The sequence below is a fragment of the Bacillus sp. JCM 19034 genome, from assembly GCF_001310635.1.
Classification (GTDB): Bacteria; Bacillota; Bacilli; order Bacillales; family Bacillaceae_D; genus Halalkalibacter.
The window spans coordinates 1-1,728 of sequence record NZ_BAXR01000048.1; the positions used below are offsets into that span (position 1 = coordinate 1).

A 1,728-nucleotide genomic window follows, 5' to 3' on the forward strand; every position below is an offset into this window, starting at 1 on the left:
ACAGTTCGGTGATGTCAGAGATACCGATTGGCATACGGTAACGTTCCAAGTAATAGTCGGTGAAGGTCAGGCAAGTCAAGATATTGAAAACATCGCCACAGTAAACGGCGACAATGTTGATGAGCCGGATGAGCCGAGAGAAGAAGTGCTGATTTATCCACGAGTACCACAGCTAGAATCAGAAAAGACAGCGGAGAACCTCGAGGAAGGGAAAGAGGAATTCCATGTAGGGGATACGGTTGTTTATACGATTCGAGCACGTAATACGGTTCGTGAGAGTCTGATTGAAAACGTTGAGATCCAAGACGTCGTTCCAAGTGGCTTAAGTTATGTAGACGGAAGTCTAGAAGTGAGTCACGAAGGAACAGGAGACTATGAAGACGGCACGATAACGGCCACATTTGGTGATGTGAGCGATACGGAATGGCGTACCGTTACGTTCCAAGCTGTGATTGATGCAGGTCAATCAGAAACGACGATTGAAAACGTGGCAACGGTCGATGGAGATAATGTCGAACCAGAGGAGCCACAACATGAAATTACGGTGGATCCGAAGGATCCGAAGCTAGAGTCAGAGAAAGTAGCGGAACTAGTTGAAAAAGCCGAAGGCAATACAGATACAGAGAACGCAGAAGTGGGAGATACGCTGCTCTATACGATTCAAACCCGAAATACAATTGAAGATAGCTTAGTGAAGAACTTAGTCATTCGTGATGAATTACCAGAAGGCCTCGAGTATGTGTTAGGCACCCTAGAGGTTGATGGACAAGCAGTCACAGATGATGAAGATGACGATGCCGGACATTATATCGATGGTGAAATTGTCGTACAGTTCGGTGATGTCAGAGATACTGACTGGCATAGGGTGACGTTCCAAGTAACCGTTGGTGAAGGTCAGGCGAGTCAAGATATTGAAAACATCGCAACAGTGAATGGGGACAATATTGATGAACCGGACAAGCCGAGTGAAGAAGTGATGATTTATCCGCGTGAACCGAATGTGGAATCAGAAAAGACAGCAAAGAACCTTGAGGAAGGGAAGATAAACTTCCACGTAGGGGATACGGTTGTTTATACGATTCGAGCACGTAATACGGTTCGTGAAAGTGTCGTCGAAAACCTTGTTATTTCTGATGAACTTCCAGAAGGGCTTAGCTATGTGGAAGGAAGTCTGGAAGTGAGCCACGATGTATCAGGAGTATTCGAGGGTGGCGAGATTATTGCTAACTTTGGGAATGTAACGGATACGGAATGGCGAACGGTCACGTTCGAAGCAGTGATTGACGCAGGTCAATCAGAAACGACGATAGAAAACGTGGCAACGGTCGGTGGCGATAATAGCGAACCAGAGGAACCACAACATGAGATTACAGTCGATCCAAAAGATCCGAAACTAGAGTCGGAGAAAGCAGCTGAATTAGTTGAAAAAGCCGAAGGCAATACAGATACAGAGAACGCAGAAGTGGGAGATACGCTGCTGTATACGATTCAAACCCGAAATACAATTGAAGATAGTTTAGTGAAGAACTTAGTCATTCGTGATGAATTACCAGAGGGCCTCGAGTATGTGTTAGGCACCCTAGAGGTTGATGGACAAGCAGTCACAGATGACGAAGACGGCGATGCTGGCCATTATGTGGACGGGGAAATTGTCGCACAGTTCGGTGATGTCAGAGATACCAACTGGCATACAGTGACGTTCCGAGTAACAGTCGGTGAAGGTCAGGC

The 1,728-nt window shown here is 46.3% G+C and carries 1 protein-coding gene; it reads left to right on the forward strand.

What is annotated here, in order from left to right:
* On the forward strand, positions 1 to 1,728 hold a 1,728-nt coding region (locus JCM19034_RS20480; protein WP_156324095.1), incomplete at both ends, for an isopeptide-forming domain-containing fimbrial protein.